15 protein-coding genes and 1 pseudogene are annotated in these 22984 nt (G+C 53.2%); 11 read left to right on the top strand and 5 right to left on the bottom strand.

All coding sequences use genetic code 11. The features are described 5' to 3' along the window. Positions 1-557: 557 nt before the first annotated feature. Positions 558-1298 (bottom strand): WecB/TagA/CpsF family glycosyltransferase, encoded by a 741-nt coding sequence (locus VB712_RS15835; RefSeq protein WP_323256449.1) that lies wholly within the window; start codon positions 1296-1298, stop codon positions 558-560. A gap of 51 nt (positions 1299-1349) precedes the next feature. Beyond that, positions 1350-2321, bottom strand: a complete 972-nt coding sequence (locus VB712_RS15840; protein WP_323256451.1) for a glycosyltransferase family 2 protein — start codon at positions 2319-2321, stop codon at positions 1350-1352. A 297-nt stretch (positions 2322-2618) separates the two neighbouring features. Between VB712_RS15840 and VB712_RS15845 the strand changes: the two genes are divergently transcribed. Both VB712_RS15845 and VB712_RS15850 read left to right on the top strand, forming a co-directional pair. After that, entirely contained in the window at positions 2619-3209 is a 591-nt protein-coding gene (locus tag VB712_RS15845) for a Uma2 family endonuclease (RefSeq protein ID WP_323256453.1), read from the top strand. A 336-nt stretch (positions 3210-3545) separates the two neighbouring features. Further along, entirely contained in the window at positions 3546-3800 is a 255-nt protein-coding gene (locus tag VB712_RS15850) for a YqaE/Pmp3 family membrane protein (protein WP_323256455.1), read from the top strand. A 22-nt stretch (positions 3801-3822) separates the two neighbouring features. Here the strand turns inward: VB712_RS15850 and VB712_RS15855 are convergent, their stop codons facing one another. Then, entirely contained in the window at positions 3823-5874 is a 2052-nt protein-coding gene (locus tag VB712_RS15855; protein ID WP_323256457.1) for a flavin-dependent dehydrogenase, read from the bottom strand. Positions 5875-6046: 172 nt separating this feature from the next. On the opposite strand from VB712_RS15855, the gene VB712_RS15860 reads away from it, so the two are divergent. The 8 genes and pseudogenes from VB712_RS15860 (at position 6047) to moaA (ending at position 16319) form a co-directional block, all read left to right on the top strand. Further along, positions 6047-6868 carry an SDR family oxidoreductase gene (locus VB712_RS15860; protein WP_323256459.1) on the top strand — a complete coding sequence of 274 codons (822 nt, stop codon included), beginning with the start codon at positions 6047-6049 and terminating at the stop codon, positions 6866-6868. A 287-nt stretch (positions 6869-7155) separates the two neighbouring features. Beyond that, positions 7156-9855 (top strand): putative bifunctional diguanylate cyclase/phosphodiesterase, encoded by a 2700-nt coding sequence (locus VB712_RS15865; RefSeq protein ID WP_323256461.1) that lies wholly within the window; start codon positions 7156-7158, stop codon positions 9853-9855. Positions 9856-9899: 44 nt separating this feature from the next. Beyond that, a complete protein-coding gene (locus VB712_RS15870; protein WP_323256462.1) occupies positions 9900-10268 on the top strand; it encodes a nucleotidyltransferase domain-containing protein in 369 nt (122 codons plus the stop codon). Continuing rightward, positions 10265-10672 (top strand): annotated as a pseudogene (locus tag VB712_RS15875) (HEPN domain-containing protein). The gene VB712_RS15870 and the pseudogene VB712_RS15875 overlap by 4 nt, the downstream one beginning before the upstream one ends. Positions 10673-10924: 252 nt before the next feature. Further along, complete coding sequence (locus tag VB712_RS15880) at positions 10925-13063, top strand: GAF domain-containing protein (RefSeq protein ID WP_323256464.1); 2139 nt, start codon at positions 10925-10927, stop codon at positions 13061-13063. A 154-nt stretch (positions 13064-13217) separates the two neighbouring features. Then, positions 13218-14192, top strand: a complete 975-nt coding sequence (locus tag VB712_RS15885; RefSeq protein WP_416236371.1) for a bestrophin family protein — start codon at positions 13218-13220, stop codon at positions 14190-14192. A gap of 73 nt (positions 14193-14265) precedes the next feature. Continuing rightward, positions 14266-15291: an ABC transporter permease gene (locus VB712_RS15890; protein WP_323256468.1), complete on the top strand. Its 1026-nt coding sequence runs from the start codon at positions 14266-14268 to the stop codon at positions 15289-15291. A gap of 41 nt (positions 15292-15332) precedes the next feature. Next, positions 15333-16319: a GTP 3',8-cyclase MoaA gene (moaA, locus tag VB712_RS15895; protein ID WP_323256470.1), complete on the top strand. Its 987-nt coding sequence runs from the start codon at positions 15333-15335 to the stop codon at positions 16317-16319. Here moaA and VB712_RS15900 read toward each other — a convergent pair. Continuing rightward, positions 16316-17074, bottom strand: a complete 759-nt coding sequence (locus VB712_RS15900) for a Uma2 family endonuclease (RefSeq protein ID WP_323256472.1) — start codon at positions 17072-17074, stop codon at positions 16316-16318. The genes moaA and VB712_RS15900 overlap by 4 nt on opposite strands. 127 nt (positions 17075-17201) lie before the next feature. After that, on the bottom strand, positions 17202-18638 hold the full coding sequence (dacB, locus tag VB712_RS15905; RefSeq protein WP_323256474.1) for a D-alanyl-D-alanine carboxypeptidase/D-alanyl-D-alanine-endopeptidase: 1437 nt from the start codon (positions 18636-18638) through the stop codon (positions 17202-17204). 210 nt (positions 18639-18848) lie between these two features. Here dacB and VB712_RS15910 point away from each other — a divergent pair, with 210 nt between their 5' ends. Then, positions 18849-22949 carry an EAL domain-containing protein gene (locus VB712_RS15910; protein ID WP_323256475.1) on the top strand — a complete coding sequence of 1367 codons (4101 nt, stop codon included), beginning with the start codon at positions 18849-18851 and terminating at the stop codon, positions 22947-22949. Positions 22950-22984: the final 35 nt, after the last annotated feature.

Genomic DNA, 22984 nt, shown 5'->3' on the forward strand with positions numbered 1-22984 from the left:
GCGAACTTGATTGGCGATTTCAATCCGGATATCTGTTTCCCGTTGGGCCAGGTCGTTTGCCAGTTTGAGGCAGCGATCCGACTCCGTTCAAAGGCTTCTTGGCGGCAGCTACGTTCCCCCAAGGGCTGGGTCAAGATTAATTGCGCTGTAAAATCCGACTGTTGGGCCGTAGCATCGGCATAGCGGGTTTCTAAATCCAATTGCCAGCGGCGAGCATGATCCGCTTCTTGAAGCTCAAGGCTGGCGAGATTGAGGGCGAGGAGGCTGGTGAGATAGTCCGGGCGTTGGGCGAGACTGACGGCGGTTAAGGCTTGGGGATCCAGTGCGATCGCCGCAGCTTCAAGGTCATCAGAAAGAGAAAACTAGATCAATAAAATAAATTGGACGAGAAAAGCCGCCCTGGAAGGGCGGGGCTTCAGACCCATTAGTTTTGGTAACGTTAAGAGAATTTGACCCGCTGCGATCGGGCTATTGATGTTGACTTCAATGCGATCAATGATGGCGGTGTTGTTGGCGGGTGAGGGTTTGGTGTCATGGTTTTGCGTTGGATTGTGGGATTAGGGCCAGAGCGATCGCCAAGCAAAATGGGGCAATACAAGCATCCGCCGCCAGCGCCAGGGTTCTTTATACAGGCGGTAGAGCCATTCGAGATGATTTTCCCGCAGCCAACGGGGGGCCCGCTGTTTTGTGCCGGCCCAAATATCGAAGCTGCCGCCGATGCCGATCCAGGTGGCCTGGGGGCAGAGGTGGCGGTGTTGGGCGATCCAATATTCTTGGCGAGGAACCCCAAGGCCAACGAGGATCAGATCCGGTTGCCATTGGGCTAATTGTTGGGCAAAGTCCCGTTGCTCATCGGGGTTTAAATAGCCGTGTTGGGTGTGGATCGTCAGGCGGGGGAAGCGCGATCGCCACCCTTGGGCCGCCACTTCCGCTACCTCCGGGGCTGCTCCAAAAAAGACGAGGGTACGGGGTTGGGCATCCCGGCCCAATTCCTCAATCAGTTGCGCTGCCAATTCAATGCCGGGGCAACGGTGCTGTTTTTTGCGCCGCAACCAGAGGTAGAAAATCACCCCCGCACCATCGGGGACGATCAGATCTGCACCATGGAGGATGGCGGCGAGTTCGGGGGTGCGCTCCGCCAGCATCGCCATTTCGGCGTTGAGCGTGATAATGTGTGTACCCGATTGGGGGCGCGATCGCCACCATTGGGCATAATCTGGGGATAAATGGAGGGGTAAACCCAAAACAGAAACCTTTTCAGGGGGGACAGGCATCTCTTGCATGGGTTGGGTCAACATAGGATCATCAAGATAGGCGATCGCGCAACGGTAGCTAAATTAACGTCAAGTTTAACCGATTGCCGGGGTAGGTAAAGGGGTTAAAACCCGTTTTTCCACATGGGGCATCGGTTGGGCCAGGTTCCGCCGCCATTGGCGAATTTGCCAGAGTAATTGCCAAGCCCGGAGGGAAAACAACGCCCCATCGGCTAACTGGAGGGCGAGGGTAAATTTTCGCTGTTTGAGGGCGGCTAAACTCCAGTGGAGTTTGAGGTATTGGGCGATGTGGTCAAAGGGGGGGCAATGGTGGTGGTGGTGGGGGGGGATGCGGTGATAGATGCCCTGTTTAAGATCGAGATGGGCGGTGAGGCGATCGCCTAAAGCCAAACGATGGTTATAGCCACCGGGCCAAATGGTGCGATAGGTCAAACATTGGTTAATAAACACTGCATCGCCATGTTCCGCTAGCTTCATCCAGGAATCAATATCATCGAAGTTAGTATCTAGATGGGAATCCCAGCCTTGGGTTTGGATAAAGGCATCGCGACGAAAAGCGACCTGTACCGGCGTACCAAAGGGAACCACATCGATCAGCATTCCGTAGTGAATATCCCCTTGGGGGATGGTGAACATTTCCCCCGGCCCGGTGATGGGGGTACGGGAGAGTTCTACCCCTTGAGCATTGACTTGGGCAGCTTGGCAGGAGCAGATTACCGCTGTCGGGCAAAGGGCGATCGCCTTTTCCATCTGTGCTAAACAATTGGGGGCCAAATAATCATCATCATCTAAAAGTTTAATCCAATCCCCTTGGGCGGCCTCAATGCCTCGGTTGACGCTGCGGGAATGGCCCTGATTGGTGTTGTTGCGCAGATAGCGAAACCGCGTTTCACTGGCCATCAACCCTTCACAGTAGGCCGCTGTCCCATCCTGAGAGCAATCATCCACCACCAGCACCTCACTGGCCACGGTCTGGTCTAGGGAAGTTTGAATGGCGCGTTTGAGCAAGTCGAGGCGGTTATAGGTGGTAATGACAACGGTGAACATAACAAAATGCGGAGTTATTGTGCAAAATAAACCTATAAAGAGGGCGATGGACGATGACGCGCCACTATTCTATAGCGTTTTCACTGCCCTGCGAACCTTGATTTTCAATGGACGATGGTGGCCATGACTGTATCGCGGTTGCCAGATGTCACTCGCTTAGAAAATGTTATAGCAATTTCTAGAGCCATGCGGTAAAAAGATCCCCCTCAATCCCCCTTAAAAAGGGGGAAGTAGAGTTCTCACGAGTCGCGAAAATGCTATATTATCGGTGGATAGAAACTATTTTTCAGGCAAGCCATGATTGCATTAACCGATAAATCTAAGCTCACACCGGAAGAGTATCTAGCGGCTGAAGAACAGAGTCCAGTGAAGCATGAGTATATTGATGGAGAAGTTTATGCGATGGCCGGCACAACAGACAACCACAATACAATTGCTCTTAATTTAGCAACTTTGATCCATAATCATTTTAAAGGAACAGATTGCCGGGTTTATTTTTCAGATGTCAAGGCTAAAATTGCAGCAAAGAACCGTTTTTATTATCCGGATTTGTTGGTAACTTGCGATGTGAGAGATCGGGAAACTTCAACCTATAAGAGTTTTCCAAAACTAATTATTGAGGTTTTATCAGATAGTACCGAAAAGTTTGATCGGGGTGATAAGTTCAATGATTATCAAGCCCTAGCCAGTCTTGAGGAGTATGTTTTGGTGAGCAGTCAGCATCAGCGCGTTGAAATCTTTCGCCGTAAGCATCAGTTTTGGCAATATCAAACCTATGATCTAGATCAGCCTAATTTTAAGTTAGAAACCATTGGTTTAGATGTGAAAATTGCCGATATTTATGAAGATGTGGTGCTGGAAAGCATGAGTGAAAATTCCATCCCGTAGGGGCGCAATGCTTGCGCCCTGATTGCTGATTGCTGAAACAAAACGCCACAGAAACCGAGTTTCTTGCATCCCCTCGTTTTCTGACTACAACTAACAGAAACTTGGTTTCTTATCCTCAGCTTAGAAACCGGGTTGTTTATTCCTTCTCGTTTTGGGCGGACATTTTGACAAAAACCCGGTTTCTCATTCACGCAAATAGAGGGTCAAAGGGTTTTGGGGGCAACGACACGAAAACCGATGTGGTGGGTGCATCTCCTAATTGAGATGCACCCCAAAAACCCGGTTTCTCATCCCCTCAGAAACCATCGGCTGAGATGATTCCCCTGTAGGGGAGCAATGCTTGCGCCCTGGTTGCTAAAACGACACACCACTGAAACGTTTTCCTCTGGACTTGCTACCATGGTAATTAAGTTCTGTGGAGACAAAACCGATGGATATCGTTCGCTTGATTTGTGCGATCTTTTTTCCTCCCTTGGGTGTTTTTTTACAAGTGGGGATCGCGGGGCCTTCTGGTTAAATATCCTCCTGACCCTGTTGGGCTATTTCCCTGGGGTGATTCATGCCGTTTGGGTCATTGCCAAAGAAGATTAAGGCTCACCTCCAGGGGAGGGGATTAGCTGATGGAGACTTTGGGGCGATCGCCCCCCACCGGCCGAGATAACCTCATCCCTTGGGGGGCAACGCCGCTATTACTGTGGAGGCGGAAACTAAAACTTAAACCCCGCAACCATAACCCCGGATAACGTCGCTCCAACCAAGGGCGCGATCGCCCCAACAACGCCGGAAACCAACCCCGAAAACACCAGGCAATTAACGCATCTAACCCAAACCAGAAATAACTCCCCAACCACCGGAGGAAATCCTTCGCCCCCGCTTGCTCCCAAATCCAGACCACCAAGCGGGGGTTCATTTGCGCCGCTTTCAAGGCTAAACCGTTAAACGTCCACCAACTAAAACGGTCTTTAATAAACGTATCCGCCACCGCTGGCGGTTGCTCCGCCAACAGGCCGAAAAAGGTATTCAGCATCGCATTCACCCGCTGAGGCGGTAGGGTTTTCCCCGTTGGAACCATCATCCCTTTAGAAAAGAGCCAAGTGACAGCGGTATTGCTTTGGTAGGCGCGGATTTGGTTCAAATCCCCAGCGGTGAGCAGATCATGGGTGAGGGCGGTATCTAATAGCGTTGTGAGACGACCCAAATTGCGCACCAAAGAGCCAAAGCCCGTAAACACAAGGGGCGATTGTAACGAGGCCGCATCCCCAATGGCCAGGACGCGATCAAAAGCCACAGTGCGATCGCCCCCCCCTACACTGAAATGCCCTGGAATATAGCCAAACGTCGGTTTTTTCCACACCAAAGCATCCATGTCACAGCGGCGATACTCCGGCAAAATTGTGAAAAAGTCCTCGTACATTTCCAACAGTGAGCCGGGATTCTCAGGGTGGACTTGGTGGTAATGGAACAGATACACCGTCAGATCATCCCCCTCAACGGGGAATAATTCCCAAATCAATTGCCGCCCCCGCGAAATATCGCCATGGGAATGAAGCACGTCCCCATAGTCAGGATTCCACACATCAGCACTAATCCCCGATAACACCGCCCCCACCGTCGGACAAACACTATCAAAGGTGCGATCGCCATTCAACTGCCAAGCAATGGGGGAAGCCGTCCCCATTGCATCCATGAGTAAGCGGCCCGTTGCGGTTGGGGTTTTCCCGGTGACGCGATGGGTGAGATGAACTTGCACACCATTGGGGGCCACATCAACGCGGTTAAATTCCGTTTGATCCCAAATTTCTCCCCCCGCTTGGCGCAATTTCTCCCCACACAAATGCAGCAATTTTTCAGAATTGATCGCAATATTTAACACCGTCGGCGTGTGCAGCACTTTCGCCTTCAAATGGGGGGGATTGTTACCATCAAAAAACTTATTAAACCCATCTTTATATTCACGGGCAATCAAGGTTTCAAATTCCGCCGCCGTGAATAATCCCAAATCAATTAAATTTTGAAATTCCCCCCGTGAGATATTCCATTCCCGGTGCATCCGCCCAAAGGCGAGCCGCTCCACCAATAACACCCGATAACCCCGCTGGGCCATCACGGCAGCATGGATCACCCCCAAAGCCCCGCCAATGTAGATCAAGTCATAATCGGCAGGCGTGGTAATCCCTTCACCCTGGCGAAATACCACCTGCGGCGGCTGTTGGGGTTGGCGCACATTATCCCGCCACCGTTTTTCCCACCAATAGACCCGTTGGAGATCCAGTTCCCCTTGGGGCATTTTGCGGAAGAATTTCACCGTTTGGGGGTAATGGGGGGCGAGGGCGGTGAAAATATCGGTTTTGCTCAGATCAAGTTCCGGCAACGTTGGGTAGGTGAGGGGAAAGGCGGCGCGGATCGCGGCGGTGAGGTGGCAGGCGATCGCCCCCGCCCCCGCAATCCGACCCGTTCCCCATTGGAACATTTTTAAATAGGTGGTGCGCTGTAAAGACCAAAGGGCGATCGCCAACCTCACCCCAGGCTGTTGGGGAAACTGCACCTGTACCCCCGTGGGAACCGCCACCCGCTCACCTTGGGGGGGTTGCCAATCATTTTGTAGCCAAGCGATGGCGCGATCGGTGTCAGGGGTGGGGATTTCAAGGTAGAGCAGTTCTTGCATCAGGATATGGGGGAACCGAGCCGGGTAAAACAATCAAAGCGTGAGCCATTGTTGACTCAGCAACATCGGGGTTATGCTTCACATAGTTTAATAGAATTAACGATCATTTTTAAAATCGTGACAGCGGGAGCGAAAATCTCCCCAGGCATCCACCACCCTGAGGGCAACAGCCGTGAATGGTAAACCCACCGCATTAATTACCGGCGCATCCAGTGGCATTGGTGCGCAATTGGCCCAGGTTTTTGCCCGCCATGGCTATGATCTGGTCTTGATCGCCCGGAGCGGGGCCCCCCTCAATCACCTGGCGGAAATTTTGGCGACGCAACATCAGGCGGCGGTGAAGATTCTCCTCCATGACCTTTCCCACCCCAACGCTCCAGAGGTGATCGTCGCCCAACTTCAGCAGACGGGGATTGAAATTAATATTTTGGTGAATAATGCCGGTTTTGGCTCCTATGGGCTGTTTGCTGAAACCGATGGGGGCCTGGAATGGCAGATGATGCAGGTGAATATGGTGGCGCTGACGCAGTTAACCAAGCTGTTGCTGCCGGGGATGATTGAGCGGGGATCGGGGAAAATTCTCAATGTGGCTTCAACGGCGGCCTTTCAGCCGGGGCCTTGGATGGCGGTGTATTACGCCACGAAGGCCTATGTGCTGTCTTTTTCTGAGGCTTTGGCGACGGAACTGCGGGGTACGGGGGTGACGCTGACGGTGCTTTGTCCGGGGCCGACGGCTTCGGCGTTTCAGGGGCGATCGCAGATGGATCGCTCCAAAATTATCCACAACTGGGAGTTAATGAGTGCGGCGGTGGTGGCGGAGTTTGGTTATCGCGCTCTGTTTGCGGGGCAGGTGATTGCCATCCCCGGTTGGCAAAATCGGTTCTTGGCTTGGGGGGTGCGGTGGTTGCCTCGGCGGTGGGCCTGTGGTTTGGTGGCCCAGATGCAGGCTCCCGCTCCTGAAGCTGCAAGTTCGGAATTTATGGATCCCCTCTAGGGGCGAACCCCTAGCGCGTTGCAAAATGGTTCAACCCAATGCTGCTCCACACCGGACTTCAGTCCGCAACAGGAACGCGGAATTCCCCTGAAGAGAGGTATCTATCGATACAACATCAACGGGGGGAACTGCCTATCGTTAGGACAGGGGTATCGCCAATCCTCTGGGAATCCATTTCAGCTTTCTCGATCTTGGGATCACATCTAGCCCTCCACGTCCTACGCCTTACCGTTTGTGAAACCCATCCGGTTTTGAGCCTGCGATCGCGATCAGCCCTGCCAAGCGTTATGTTGCGAATGAATGAGAGCCATTGCGTTGAACTCAATTTAGAACTGGCCTGTTTGGAACAGGTGCGATCGCCCCTCCTCTTATTTGATGCGGTTCAGGGCCGGGTCTTTTGGGCCAATCGGGCCGCCCGTCTGCTGTGGGAAATTCCCCTCCAAGCCAATCTCCAGCGTCCCCGCTGGCAAGAACGCTTTCCCCTCGCCCTCTGGCGGCAGATTTACCACCAAACCCAAGGCCATCCCGTGACGGCGGCGTTACGCTTGATTCCCCAGGATCCCGCTTCTACCTTGCAATGCGCCTACGTTCGCCTTGAGCGGCAGGCAGTGGCGGCTGTTGGGAAGGCGATGGGCAATCGCTTTCCCCTTGCCCCGCTGCTCATTGAGGTGCAGCAACATCTGCCCCCCCTCACCTCGTCAGCAACCGCAAGCCGTGGCCAGCAATCCACTGGATTTGATCCGGCTTCCCCCTCTGCCCTTAATGCTATGACCTCCCATCCGGATCAGCATCTACGCCGCTACCAACATATTCTCGGCATGATTGCGACGGCGCAACCCCTCCCCAAAATTCTCGAACAGTTGCTGTGGATGGTGGAGCAGCAGGTGGCGGGGGTGCGGGGGGTGATTCTGCTTTTGGATGGCCGTCAGTCCCATTGGGAGCAGGGGGTGGCGGTGAGCTTACCGCCGGATTATTGGGCGATCGCCGGGATGGATGCTCACACCCCCCTTGCCCACAGTAGCCTCCTGGCCAGCATCACCACCCGCCACAATCAGCCCATTCTCGCCCTCAATCTCCCCGATACCGAAGCCCTCCCCCATGAGCAACAGGTTGCCCGCCACTACGGGCTACACCATGGTTGGGGGATTCCCCTGCGTTCTTCCCAGGGGGATAGTTTGGGGGCTTGGGTTTCCTACGCAGACAGCACCGAAGCCCTCACCGCTGCCCAAGGGGTGATCACCAATTGGGCATTGTGTTTGGCGGAAATTGCCCTCGATCATGCGCGATCGCACCAAGCCATTCAACAGGCGGAAGCCAAATACCACAGCATCTTTGAAAATATCGGCATTGGCATTTTTCAAACCACCCCCGATGGTCACTATCTCCACGCCAACCCCGCTTTAGCGACAATCTACGGCTACAATTCCCCCGCCGAACTGATCCGCGTCCTCACCAATATTGGCGATCAACTCTATGTAGACCCCCACCGCCGCCAACAGTTTACGGAGTTGCTCCATACCAATGGCCGGGTTTCTAATTTTGAATCCCAGGTCTATTGCCGTGATGGGGGGGTGATTTGGATTTCTGAAAATACGCGGGCGGTGCGGGATAGTAACGGCACGTTGCTGTATTACGAAGGGACGGTGGAGGATATTACTGCCCGCCGCATTGCTGAGGAAAAACTGTTTCATTCGGCGCTCCACGATACCCTCACCGGGCTACCGAATCGGGCCTGTTTGTTGAATCGCCTCCAGCGGGCTATTACCCATCCCCCTGAGGCTGGCGAGTATGCTTTACTGTTCCTCGATTTGGATCGCTTTAAGGTGGTTAATGATAGCCTGGGCCATTTGATTGGGGATGAATTGCTCAAAGCCGCCGCCCAACGGATTCAAAGCCAACTGGAAGGACAGCACACCGTTGCCCGCTTAGGGGGGGATGAGTTTGCGATTATCCTTGCTCCCATTGCGGGGGTGGAGGCGGCGATCGCCATTGCCCAAGGGATTTTAACGGAGTTTGAGCGGCCGTTCCAAATTCGCCAGTATGAAATTTTTACGGCGGTGAGTATCGGTATTGCCATGGGCCAACCCAGTTATCAACAGCCGGAGGATATTCTCCGCGATGCGGATTTAGCGATGTATCAAGCCAAGCGGCAAGGGGTGGAGGGCTATCAGGTGTTTGTCCCCCAAATGCAGACCCACAATTGGCAGCGGTTGCAGTTAGAAAATGATCTGCGTAAGGGGTTAGAGCGGGGGGAATTTCACCTGGTTTATCAACCGATTGTCGATGTGAAAACCCATCACCTTTATGGGTTTGAAGCCCTCCTGCGGTGGCAACATCCCCAACGGGGGTTAATTGCCCCCACGGAGTTTATTCCCATTGCCGAGGAGACGGGGCTGATCCATCCTTTGGGATGGTGGGTGATTGAGCAGGCTTGCCAACAGTTAAACCAATGGCAGGCGCGGGATTTGTTTGTGAATGTGAATCTTTCTTTGGTGCAGTTACAGGAGGCGAAATTCGTTGAAAAGTTAACGGCCATTTGTGAACAGACCCATATTCAACCCCAGCAATTAAAGTTAGAAATTACTGAAAGTTGTTTGTTGACGGGAACCTATGGGGTGGGCGATCGCCTCAAGCAAATTAAAGCCCTCGGCTGTGGCCTCTGTATTGATGATTTTGGCACGGGGTATTCTTCCCTGAGTCGGCTCCATGAGTTCCCGGTGGATACGCTCAAAATTGACCGGGCTTTTGTTCAGGAAATTGATAGCGATCGCCTCAAAATTGCCCTAGTGAAAACGATTATGACGTTGGCGGATAGTTTAGGGATGCAGGTGGTGGCTGAAGGCATCGAAACCCAAGCCCAATGCCGCCAACTCCAACAACTGGGCTGTACCCACGGCCAAGGCTATTATTTCTCCCCCGCCCTCAGCCGAGAAACCGCTACCATTTGGGCAAAGGGGCAATTTCCCCCCTTCGCCAATGCTTCTTAAGCGGATAGTCACACACAAGAAACACCTCCTCCTCCAAACTCCCAATGCTTGGTAAGCAACAGATTCAGCAATCCATGGCAGAAATCACTCCATCCATAGCACCAGCAGATCAAGAAATTGTGTTAACGTTCCGCTCCCGTTTAGAGACAATGATCCCGATTTTGGATTTGCGGGTTTTTGGCTCACGGGCGCGGGGGGATGCCAGCGAAGATTCCGATCTTGATCTGTTTATTCAGGTCGAAATGCTCGATCGCCCCCTGCGAGACTCTATTCATGATCTAGCCTGGGAAGTTGGTTTTGAGTACGATCGCGTCATTTCTACGTTTGTGGTTACGGCAACCCAAGTCCAGGAGGGAGCAGTGGGGGCCAGTCCACTCTTGGCTAAGGTATTGGCGGAAGGGATCAAAATATGAGCGATCGCCAGCTACAACTTTTGGTTCAATACCGCTTCATTCAAGCTAAAGAAACGTTGAGAGAGGCAGAAATCTTGCTGAATCAATCTGCATTTCGTGGTAGTGTTAATCGCTCATACTATGCGATGTTCTATGCCGTTTCTGGACTGCTAGCGACGTGAGGTTTGGGTACATCCAAGCACAGCGGTATTATTAGCTTATTTGATCGTGAGTTTGTCAAAACAGGGATTTTGCCTAAAGCATTGTCCCGAAGTTTGCACAAAGCATTTGATCAACGACAAGCAAGCGACTATGGCGAGATGCTCATACCTGATCAGGAGCTTGCAGAGCATCTTTTAGCTCAGGCATGGGAGTTTGTTGATGAAATTAAAAGACAATTGATAAGGGTAGGATTTGAACTGTGAGCTAGCAAAGTCCAAGGCCGCCAACTCCAACAACTGGGTTGTACCCACGGCCAAGGCTATTATTTCTCCCCCGCCCTCAGCCGAGAGCTACCATTTGGGCAAAGGGGCAATTTCCCCCTGGCCAATGCGTCCTAAGGCCGGGGCGATGAAAATCAACTCCTCAGCCTGAGAATTTTGTGCGGTTGATTAGGATAGAGCCAGGAAAAAAGACCCAATCCCCCTGGGGAATTCTGAGCAACCCAACACAAAACCATGACTGAGCAACACCTTTTAGATGTTTTCCCCCCACAGGAAAACGCCGATGCCCTGAAACCCCTACCCCTCCGGGGGGGACAAAGTAAACTTCTCAGCGCCACCCTTGACCCCACGGATTTAAGACTGCTACGGGTCAATCCCGCCTTGGCACAATTGTGCGACCTGCCGGAACAGGGGGAGGATTTAAGCCAACAACTCATCCATTTATTTGATCTCTGTCCCAAAAGCGCCATGCCGGATCTCCATGCCCTGCGGCAGCGGTATGTCTTACCTCTGATTTTGCGGGATGTGGTGGCCATTACCCCCCAGGATTGGCGGCTCTGGGATGAACCGCAAATCCTCACCCTCACTAGTCCCCACTACAGCGAACCCCGTCACATTCAATCTTGGTTCCGTTGGGAACAGTTGCAGGCGGAACGCATCGACCCCAACTATGATGAACTGGCCCATCTGGATTTACAGGAACCCGCCCACCTCTCCCAAGAATCCCTAGAGGCCCGCATTGCCTGGGATAACTACCGGATTAGCGGCGAACTGCTTTGGGAGGGCATTGATATCACCCCCCAGGAAACCCTCCGTCGCCTCACCTATCAGTTGATGGATTTGGGGCCGCGCATCTTGGCTCCGGAACATTTGGGGGCCTTGGCGGCGGGGGTGCGATCGCTCTTCCAAGCGGAAACCCTGTTAATTTTCACGCTCAAGGGGGAGCAGGGGCAACGGTTATGCCTCCATAAGGGGGAGAGTCAACCCTTACCCGCCCTGGCGTTAAGGGATTTGGAAGATTCCCCCGTGGTGCGGGCGTTGCAGGCGAAACGGGTGTGGAATGTGCCGGATTTAGCCAGCGATGCCCCGACGGTGTTTGAAACGGATTTGTTAGCCCAAGGTTGCCGCTCCTTGTTGCTGATTCCCATTCATGGCAACGGGGACAGGATTACCTCCGGTTTAGGCGTGGTGGCCTTGGGGGGAGCGCATCCCCATCAATATGATCAACTGGATGCCTTCTATGCCGAGCAGTTAATTCCCCCCCTGCGCCTAGCTTTGCAACCGTTACCCCAGACGAAGCTGGCGCGGGTACATCCGGCGGTGGAATGGCGCTTTTTGCAGGAGGCGGAGCGGCGGGGGGCGGGGTTGCCGCCGGAGCGGATTGTGCTGCGCAACCTTTACCCCATGTATGGGATGTCGGATATTCGCGGCTCTTCCCAGGAGCGAAACCGGGCGATTCAAGCGGATTTGTTGGCGCAGTTTAATTTGGCGCTGGGGGTGATTGACCGGGTTTATGCCGAGCAAGATGTGGCATTTTTGGGCCAATTGCGTTTGGATTTAGAAACCTATCGCGATCGCCTCTCCACCGATATTCAAGCCGAAGATGAGGTGACGGCCTTTGATTATTTACTCACGGAACTCCACCCCTATTTTGACTATTTTGCCCAGGTGAGTCCGGGGGCAAGACAGGCGATCGCCCTTTATCGCCAAGCCTGCGACAATCCCCACCATTGCATCTATACCGCCCGCGATCGCTACGATCAAGCCGTCCAAACCATCACCCAAACCCTCCGGCAATGTTGGGATCACTGGCAAACTCGAATGCAAGGTATTTTACCCCACTACTGTGATACCGAAGTGAGCGATGGCATCGACCACATGATCTATGTAGGGAGTGATATTGCTCCCCGCTTTTCCCCCTTCCATCTCCACAGTTTGCGCTATGAACAATTGCGGGCATTATGTGCTTGCGCCCGTAGCTGTTTACAACCCGATCCAGCGGCACAAGTTCCCCTCCAAGTGACACATTTACTCTTAGTGCAAAATATCACCGTCGATATTTTTCACGATGAAACCACCGAACGGCTTTTTGATGTGATGGGAACCCGTGACACCCGTTATGAAATTGTTAAAAAACGCATTGATAAAGCCCTTGATGCCACTAACGGTAATCGCATTACCCAACCAGGGATGCTCACCCTCGTCTATTCCACCGAATCAGAATGGCGCGAATATCGCCATTATGTGCGCTATCTTCAACGGGAGGGCTGGGTCAGTACCGAGGTGGTAATGGGGGAAGTAGAGCCGTTGCAAGGGATTACGGGGTTAAAGTTTGCCCGGCTGACGGTGCTGCCGAGTGAATCAATCACTTAAGCGCTGTGTAGTCAAACAATTCTGATTGCGATTGTGACGATCAACCTGGGCATTTTGAGGGTTAAAATTCCTGATGAATATGTTAATCTCATGGATCTTCAACCACAATGCCCTCGCCCGATCACACCGGGCATTCACGCCCCAGGAATACGGTATGGTCTCAACACAGTCTGATGAACGCATCTCATGGCTCAAGTTTATCTTTCGGATCAAAGGCTCTGTTATCCCGGCGATTTTTCCCAGAGTCCTGGCCTGTTTTCTATTCAGTTTGGTGATCTCCGCTTTGTATGCTCAGGGTGTACCGATCTCCCTTCCCATTGAAAGCCTGATCCCCAGCATTGTCCTCGGTTTACTGCTGGTGTTTCGCACCAATACCTCCTATGAGCGGTTTTGGGAAGGGCGGAAACAATGGGGGGGGATCTCCAACACCGCCCGTAACCTAGCCCGCCAAATCTGGGTTTCCATTCCCACCCCTTCCCTGGAGGAACAGGAGAAGAAGTTAATCGCGACCCGCCTCCTGATTGCCTATGCTGTGGCGACAAAACGCCATTTACGCAGTGAGAGTCCAATTAACCCTGAAATGGAAAACTTAATGCCGCAAGCTTGGTGTGAACGGCTGCAAAATACCAGTAATCCGCCGCTAGAAATTATCTTTTGGATTGGCAACTATTTACAAACCCAAGCCGATAATAATCGCCTCAATCCCTACCAACTGAGCAGTATGTTTAAGCTCTTAGATGTAATGGTAGATGCCCTAGGCGCGTGCGAACGAATTTTAAGAACACCCATCCCCCTAGCCTATTCGATTCATCTGAAACAACTCATCCTCCTCTACACCCTTGGGTTGCCCTTCCAAATGGTGGCTAAATTGGGCTGGTCTACGGCTTTGGTGGTGGGGTTGGTGGCCTTTACTGTGTTTGGGATTGAAGAAATTGGCATTGAAATTGAAAATCCCTTTGGCTATGATCAAAATGATTTACCCCTTGATCGCATCTGTCAAAACCTTCAGAAAAATATTGAAGACATGATCACCTTAGCCCCTGAAGTGCAAAAGCTCCAAGGCTATCCCTCTTTGGAGAAGGTGGATCATGGCCCTGCATTGGGGCCATTGGATATCGATCCGGTTTAAATGGGGGGGGCGATCGCCTAATCGCCCCCAAAGGCCGTATGGTAGGGGAAAACATCCTGTTGATTGATTCCCCATGTCTCGCGCCAGAGCCTTACAGTACTACCTCCTCACCCGGATTCTCCTTGCGCCCCTGATGCTGTGGACAATCGTCTCCATCATCTTCTTACTGCTACGGGCAACCCCCGGCGACCCCGCCGATGCCATCCTCGGCAACCGCGCCCCCGAAGCCGCCAAGCAAGCCCTCCGGGAACAGTTAGGCCTCTCTGACCCCCTCCCCATCCAATACATCACCTACCTCCTTCAACTACTGAGATTAGATCTTGGTACATCGATCACCAGTCGCGGCCTGCCGGTATGGGATGTGATTTGGGATCATTTTCCCGCCACCATAGAACTGACGTTCTACGGGATGCTTATAGCCGTCGTCCTAGGGGTGAGCATTGGGATGTTTGCGGCATCCCGCCCCAATACCGTTTTTGATGCGGGTGGGCGACTGTTTGGAATCATCACCTATTCCCTCCCCCTCTTTTGGATGGGCATGGTCTTTCAACTCATTTTCGCCGTCCAACTCAAATGGTTCCCCCTCGGAACCCGTTTCCCCATCAGCACCACCCCACCCCCCCAAATCACCGGCCTCTACACCCTCGACAGTCTACTTACAGGTCACTGGAGCGCATTATTCACCGCATTTCACCACCTCGCCCTCCCCTGCTTGTCCTTAGGTTTATTGCTCAGTGGCATTTTTGAGCGGATCGTGCGCGTGAATTTAAAGCAAACCCTACGGGCGGACTATGTGGAAGCGGCCCGGGCGCGGGGCATTCCAGAGGGTCAAATTCTCCGCAACCATGCATTAAAAAATGCCCTGATTCCGGTGATTACGGTGTTGGGGTTAACCTTTGCGGCTCTCTTGGGGGGAGCAGTATTAACAGAAGTAACGTTTTCCTGGCCCGGTTTAGGGAATCGGCTCTATGAGGCGATTTCCCTGCGGGATTACCCCACGGTGCAGGGCATTATGGTGTTTTTTGGCGTGATTGTGGTGATTGCGAGTATTGCGATCGATGCGGTGAATGCCTATATCGACCCCCGTATTCGCTATTGAGGGTTCATTATCCTAGAAGAGTTCCCCATTTCCCATTCCCCATGAATCCCGTTGATTACCTTCGCATTAGCCTGATCGATCGCTGCAATTTTCGTTGTCAATACTGTATGCCGGAGGGGGAGGAGTTGGCCTATGTGCGTCGTCAGGATTGGCTGACGATCGCAGAATTGCTAATACTACTAGAACAGGTGTTTATGCCTTTGGGGTTTCGGAAGTTTCGCCTTACCGGGGGGGAGCCGTTGCTGCGGCCTGAAGTGGTGGAGGTGGTGGGGGCGATCGCCTCCCTCCCTCAAACCGAAGATATCGCGCTGACCACCAATGGGTTTCTCCTCGCCCCTTTAGCAGAACCCCTCTATCAAGCCGGTTTGCGGCGGATCAATATCAGCCTCGATTCCCTCGATCCGGATACCTTCGAGGCGATGATTGGCAATGGGGGGAAAAGCCGCTGGCCCCAGGTTTGGGAGGGGATTCAAGCGGCGCAGCGGGTGGGGTTTGCGCCGTTGAAGTTGAATGTGGTGGTGATTCCGGGGGTAAATGATCATGAAATTGAGGATTTTGCGGCCCTTACCCTCGATCGCCCTTGGCACGTCCGGTTTATTGAGTTTATGCCCATTGGTAACGGCTCCCTGTTTGGCGAGCGGGCTTGGGTTGCTTCGGCGGAGTTACGGCGGCGCATTGGCGATCGCTGGGGCCTCACGACTGGCCAGGTGCAGGGCAATGGCCCGGCGGATGTATTCCAAATTCCCGGCGCGGTGGGAACGGTGGGGTTTATTAGCCAAATGTCGGAATGTTTTTGCGATCGCTGCAACCGGATGCGCCTTGCCGCCGATGGTTGGCTCCGCCCCTGTTTACTCAATGAAACGGGGCAGATCAATCTCCGGGATGCATTGCGCAATGGCGTTCCCATTGAGGAAATTTACCAACAGGTAGCCGCTCTCCTCGCTCATAAACCTGAGATCAACTTCCAAGCCCGCGAATCCGGCACAACGGGAACCTATAGCCGCACCATGTCCCAAATCGGCGGCTAGGGATTCGCCCCCCAATCCGGCTCTAGGCCCGCTGCCCGCAGTTGGGCTAACAGTTGCTCAGTTTTGCGGCGTTCTGCTTCGGCTTCCCGCTGGGCTGCTTCAGCCCTTTCATGTTCCTGTGCCGCCCATTCCGAACCGAACAACAGCAAATTGCCCCCTTCATCCCACCATCGTAACCAGTAGCCGGTACGCTCCTGCCATGTTCCTTCCCAAACCCCTAGGGCTAAGTTCAATTCAGGAATCCAATAGCGCTCCTCAATGCTATCCTCCCGCAACTGATACCGCCCCCCTTCGAGGCGATAGACTTCCAATCGGGGCGCATCCGGCTCGAAAATGATGTAGTGGGGAACCTGCAACACCTGCTCATAGAAAAACCATTTTCCCGGCGGGTAGGTGGGTTTGGTGGAATATTCCCCCCCTTCCGTATGGGAAATAAATTCCATCACCACCGTAGGCGTATCCCCCTGAATCCGGGGGGTATAGCTGCGATTGATCACGTCTTTCGGGACAGTCACTTGGGGAATATAGAACCAATCCGGGGCCTTAATCACCAGCTTGCCGTTGACAGTGGCACAAATGCCATAGTTGGTTCCGGTGATTGCCATTTCCGGGATCCGGTGGGCTGTGCTGAGAATTTCGTTTAAAGCGCTGGCTAAGGCGGGTTGAGTGCGATGATTTAGGGGATCATCAGGGAGAATGTAGTCGTCTGGGAGGAGTTCCCAAGTAATGTTTAAGGGGCGAAAGGTTGTCACCATGGTTTAAGTTTGCCTCCATGCAATAATCATCAGAAATTCACTGCGCTATCGGGGATCGGCGTGGGGGCGAAAAATTTTTCGCCCCGACATCAATGGTACGATCTGCGGATTTCGTCTCGTCCCAAAATTAGGGCAAATCCGTTTGACAGGTTTGCCAGGTGGCGATCGCCCCCACCACTTCATCAATGGCTGCCCGCTGTGCCTGTACCGATGAGGTAGCCCCATTCAGCATCACCGCAAACACCCAAGGCTCCCCACCTTCAGGCTGTAAATAACCCGATAGCGTCGAAATTCCCGTCATTGTTCCCGTTTTGGCATACACCCCCAAGGCAGGATTGCGGAACCGATTCCTCAATGTGCCACTTTCGCCCCCTAGGGGTAAAGAAGCCCGAAACACATCGGCATATTGGTGCTGCCCTATGGCTTGCAACAGTTGCAGCACTGCCGCCGGACTGAGGAGATTTTGGCGGGATAGCCCGGAACCATCCACCCAACGATAACCCTCCGGATCAACCCCCAAAGCCGTCAGGATCCCCGTCGCCGTTTCCACTGACCCCAATTGTTGCAGCAACGCCTCCGCTCCCAGATTATCACTGGGCTGATTAATCCTTTCGATCAGTGCTGCCAAGGGGGGAGAGGTGAAATAATCCTGGGGGATGTGATCCACTGGAGGATCGCTCACCAACGTTCGCCCCACGGTGATCCCTGCCTGATTTAACGCCAAGCGGAACGTATCGAGGAAATAGGCTGTGGGGTCTAACACCGCCATTTCTAGAGAGGTGGAGCCACCATTAACGGGCAAGCCCCCGGTGAGGGTTAAGGTGGGTTGGCCAAAGGTAGAGGCGATCTCCACCCGCGCCCCCTCATCGCTTACCGTCGTCGTCAAATTTTGCCCTTGCCATTGCCCCAACGCGGTGAGATCTTCACTCACCACCTGCACCGGCTGACCCAATCCCTGGGGCAACAGCGTCACCCGAAAAGCATTGCCATTTAAAATGACCCGATTCACCGCCGCCCCATAGTAAAAGTTAAGGTCAGCCTGCTCCCAAGTGGGGGGGCGATGGGTATGAGCCGGGGCATCATCGACGCTGAGGACTTGAATTTCCCGCACCCCTTCACTGTGGAGACGTTGGGCAAAGGCTTGTAAGTCAGCGGTGGTGAGGCTGGGATCGCCCCGGCCGGAAATATGCAGTTGGGTTAAAGTGGGGGCAGTGCCGTAGCGGTGAATGGGGGTGAGAATTTGGTAATCGGGGCCCAGGGCTACCAGGGCAGCGGCGGTAGTGAGGAGTTTAACGTTGGAAGCGGGAACTCGATAGGTTTGGGCATCATGCTCATAAATCGGTGCATCCCCCAAGGGCGCAACGACAATCCCCCATTGCGATCGCTCCCATTGGGGGGTTTCAATCACGGTGGCGATCGCCCTATCGAGAGAGGTGGGGCAAGTCTCAGCGGCCCCCGGCCGCGCCCCGAAGGCTTCTCCCATCAGAATACAGGCGAGGGCCAGGGCAACCCGAAACCCCTGCCCCTTGCTCGGCCCATTGCCGTTGTACCATTGTGTGATCAAGAGCAAACTTCCCTCCTGCGGCCCTGCTACTATGATGGGTCAATTTTAACGATTTCGACTGGGATAGGGAGATGAGATGGGCGGGAATCTGAAAATTTCTGAGAAGATGAATAAGGGTCTCGTCGATCCAGCTTTTCCCAAGGCTATGGTTTCTCAGGGGAATTCTGTCTGGGTCATTCAGGATATCGTTCGTTTCATCGGGTTGTACTCATGAATCAAGATTCTGCACCATTAACACCCACCGTTTCATCTGCCAACCCGGCTGAACCCCATTTTATTTTACTGTCTCAACAACAGCGCATTGGGTTGATGGGGATTTGGTGGTTGGGCTTTGGGCTAGCGTTGTGGGCCTTGGGGATGGCGGTGGTTGATTCCGAAGCGCCTCTAGGATGGGGGGCCAGTGGGGTGATGGTGTTGTTGTGGTTGGCTTTGGGGGTCGTGGCTCCTCGTCAACGGGTGAAACCTTACCCGGCGGATTGCATTCAACAATTGGCGGGGGTGGAGGAGGATGCGGCGGCGCTGCGCAGTCAACTGACCACAGAAATGCTGGCCTATACCACACTCCTTCAGGAGGTGCAGGAACGGGAAATGCAATTTCGTCGCCAATACGAAAAACTGCCCATTCCCGTCTGTACCTGGCGCTATACCGGCGATAACTTTATTTTTGTGGGCTGTAATGAGGCGGCGATCGCCCTCACTCATGGCGAAGTCCTCAATAATATGGGCAAACGTGCTACGGAAGTTCTCGCCCAAGACCCCCATATTTATAATGATTTAATCGATTGTATTCTCCATCAGGCCCCCGTGGCGCGATCGCTCCATCTCCCCGCCGCCGATGTCCATCTCCAACTGCGCTATCTCTTCATTCCCCCCAATTGGGTGATGGTGTTAACGGAAGATATCACCAACCAATACCGCAGCGAAACCCAATTAAAACTCCGGCTCCGCCAACAGTCCGCCCTTGCCGCCTTGGGGCAACGGGGCCTCACCGCTTCTGATCTAGAGGGGTTGATTGATGATTTAGTGAATTTGGTGGCGCGGACGCTCAGGGTGAAATATTGCGCCATTTTTGAGCAGTTGAATGATCATGCCCTTCTCCTCCGGGCCGGTGTGGGGTGGAAACCGGGCCTGGTGGGACAGATCACCGTTTCCGCCACCGAAACCTCCCAATCTGGCTATACCCTGGCTCAGGGTCAGCCGGTGGTGGTGCTGGATCTGCGTTTGGAAACCCGGTTTCGGGGGGAGGTGCTGCTGCACAATCACCGGATTATCAGTGGGGTTTCGGTGGTGGTGTTGGGGGTGGAGCATCCCTATGGTGTGCTGGGGATCTATAGCGATCGCCCCCGGGAATTTAACCACGATGATGCCCAATTCCTCCAAGCCGTGGGCCATATCCTCACCACCGCGATTAAACGGGAACAACAGGCCGCCCAACTCCATTTAATGAAGCGGGCCATCGATTCGAGCAGTAACAGTATTGTGATCAGCGATGCGATCGCCCCCGATCACCCCATCCTCTACGCCAACAGCAGTTTTGAAACCCTCACCGGCTACCACGCCCCCGATATTATCGGCGAAAGTATCAGCCTGCTCTACGGCCCGGAAACCAACCCCCAAACCCTGAGAGCCATCAACCACGCCCGTTTCCAAGGGCAAGACTTCCACGGCACACTCCGCTACTATCGCAAAGATGGCACACCTTTTTGGATGGAACTCAACCTCGCCCCCGTCCACGATCTCCACGGTGCGCTGACCCACTTCATCGAAGTCCAAACCGACATCACCGAACGCAAACAATTTGAAGAAACCCTCCGCAACGAAAGGGACTTACTCAACGGCATCCTACAAACCAGTATCGCCGCCATTATTGTGATTAATCGTGAAGGACAACTCACCTTTGCCAATGAACGGGCTGAAGCCATTCTTGGCCTCACCCACGGTGCTCAAAAACGCATCAAAAATCGCCTCACCTGGTACAATAACCCTACCCAAATATCCCCCCTCCCCCTCAAAAATTTGCCCATTGGGCCGATCCTCAGTGAGGGAGAACCGATTTTTGATCTGCGCTACACCTGGATCACCGGAGACCATAGCCAACGCAACAGCCGCCAATACCTTTCCATCAACGGTTCTCCCCTACGGGATTCCCAAGGCAAAATCACCGCTGCCGTCCTTTCGATTACCGATATTACTGAACAATACCATGCAGAAATTGCCCTGCGCCAAAGTGAAGAACAATTTCGCCTCCTGTTTGAATTGGCTCCCATTGGAATTTTTCTGTGTGATTTAGATGGCCGATTTCAAAAGGTGAACCCGGCTCTTTGTGCGGTTTTAGGCTACACAGCAACTCAACTCCATCAAACCCATTTAATCGACCTCACCCACCCCGATGATCGCGCCGCTGATCTGGCCATTAATCAAAAGTTATTATTGGGGGAAATTAATCAGTTTCAAATTGAAAAACGCTTTATTTCTCAACAAAATTTGATCGCCCATGCCCTGGTGCGGGTGGTGGTGGTCTATGACGATGAAGGGAAACCGAGCCATGAAATTGGTCAGTTGGTGGATATTAGCGATCGCAAACGGGCGGAGGAGGCCCTAAGGTCTAGTGAGAAACGGCTAGAGGGGATTCTCGGCTCCATTGCCGATGTGGTGTGGTCGGCGGATCCCCACAGCCTCAACCCAATTTATTTCAACCCGGCGGCGGCTCAGGTGTTTGGGCGATCGCTCCCTGAACTGTTTGCCACCCCTCGGTTATGGCTCACCCTCATCCATCCCGAAGACCAGAACCGCTTTACCCAACATCTCCGCCTTTTGAGCGAAACCAGTGCGGGGGAATGTGAGTATCGCATTGTTCGCCCTGATGGGGAATTGCGTTGGCTCGCCTGTCGCAGTCGCATGGTCTACGATGACCAAAATCAACCCCTGCGCATTGATGGCATTAGCAGCGACATCACCGAGCGGCGCAGGGCTGAGGCGCAATTGCGCCGCAATGCCTTCTATGATTCCTTGACGGAACTGCCCAATCGCGCCCTGTTTATGGATCGCCTCTGGCATACGATCCGCCGCGCTAAACGGCGGGGGGGTTATCTGTTTGCGGTGCTGTTCCTCGATATTGATTCGTTTAAATTGATTAATGATAGTTTGGGCCATACCGTGGGGGATGAATTGTTAGTGGCCATTGCCCGCCGTTTGGAGGATTATCTCCGCCCCAGTGATACCTTGGCGCGGTTGGGGGGGGATGAGTTTACGATTTTGCTCGAAGAAATTCGCGATCGCCAAGAGGCCCTAGCCATTGCTGATCGCATTCATATCGCTCTGCGGGCCTCCTTCCATATCCAAAGTTATGATGTCTTTGCCGAAACCAGTATTGGCATTGCCTTTAGTCAATTGCCTGATACCGATTCTAACGAGATTCATTATGATTATCCCGAAGATATTTTGCGGGATGCGGATACGGCCATGTATCGCGCTAAGGCCTTGGGGAAAGGGCGTTATGCTGTATTTCATCCCGCCATGCATCAACGCGCTCTAGCCCGGTTGGAGTTAGAAACCGACCTGCGGCGTGCGGTGGAGCGGGGAGAATTTGTCGCCTATTATCAGCCGATTATGAATCTCAAATCGGGCAAAATTGCCGCCTTTGAGGCCTTGATTCGTTGGCAACATCCTGATAAAGGCTTAGTGGCTCCGGCTCATTTTATTGCCATCGCTGAAGAAACGGGCTTAATTGTCCCCATGGGGGAATGGATCCTTGCTACCGCAACCCAACAACTGAAAACCTGGCAACAGCAATATCAGAGGGCTACGGATGTGGTCATGAATGTCAATCTTTCGGGGCGACAAATGAATGAGTTGGGCCTGTTGGATATGATTACTAAAATTCTCCACGAAACCCAAATCGCCCCCCATCACCTCAAGCTCGAAATCACCGAAAGTATGCTAATGAACAATGCCACCGAGGCAAAAAATATCCTGATGGCGTTGCGATCGCACCAGATTCAATTGGGCATTGATGATTTTGGCACGGGCTATTCTTCCCTCAGTTATCTCGATCAGTTTCCAGTGAATACGTTAAAAATTGACCGCTCTTTTGTGATGCGGATGAAGGCCAATGGCGAGGATTCGGAAATTGTTCAGGCGATTATTAACCTCGCCCATATTTTGGGGATGGATGTGGTGGCCGAAGGGATTGATGCCCCCATGCAGGTGGCCTATTTAAAACGGTGGGGTTGTGATTATGGCCAGGGCTATTATTTTGCTAAACCGTTGCCCCCTCAGGCGGCTGGGGAATTTTTGTCCCGCCATCTCTAACCGTAGGGGCGTTGGCGTAAGCCTGTCGGAGGCAC

The sequence above is a fragment of the Spirulina sp. CCNP1310 genome (assembly GCF_034932185.1).
Classification (GTDB): domain Bacteria; phylum Cyanobacteriota; class Cyanobacteriia; order Cyanobacteriales; family Spirulinaceae; genus Spirulina.